Origin of the sequence: Bacillus sp. AFS001701 (assembly GCF_002559405.1) — a bacterium.
GTDB lineage: Bacteria > Bacillota > Bacilli > Bacillales > Bacillaceae_G > Gottfriedia.
On record NZ_NTZO01000346.1, the window covers coordinates 1 to 305 of the forward strand.

The 305-nt window shown below is 23.0% G+C and carries 1 protein-coding gene; it reads right to left on the reverse strand.

All coding sequences use genetic code 11. The annotated features are described in order from the left end of the window. Nucleotides 1-50: 50 nt before the first annotated feature. Nucleotides 51-305 (reverse strand): hypothetical protein (locus CN514_RS25850; protein ID WP_098234054.1); only part of this gene is annotated, 255 nt, incomplete at its 5' end.

Below are 305 nucleotides of genomic sequence, written 5' to 3' on the forward strand. Positions count from 1 at the left end.
GTTGAGGAAATAGCATTTTAATTTTTAATGAAATATTTTTTTCGCATAAATTATTTATTATTAAATGAAATGATTGCATTTTTTAAAGTGTAGAGTTTTGCTGTGAAAATATAAAGTTCATTATAATTATTTTCCACGTATTCATCAATAATGCTAATTCCTTTTATAAAGTTCTCAATCAATAAATATGTATATTTTCCGTCCCATGCGAACCGATTAATTCTGAATAATTCATCTGCCAATACTTGGAACCTAAATTCTTCAATTAATAGTTTTATTTGATATATTTTGTCTTTATTATTAGT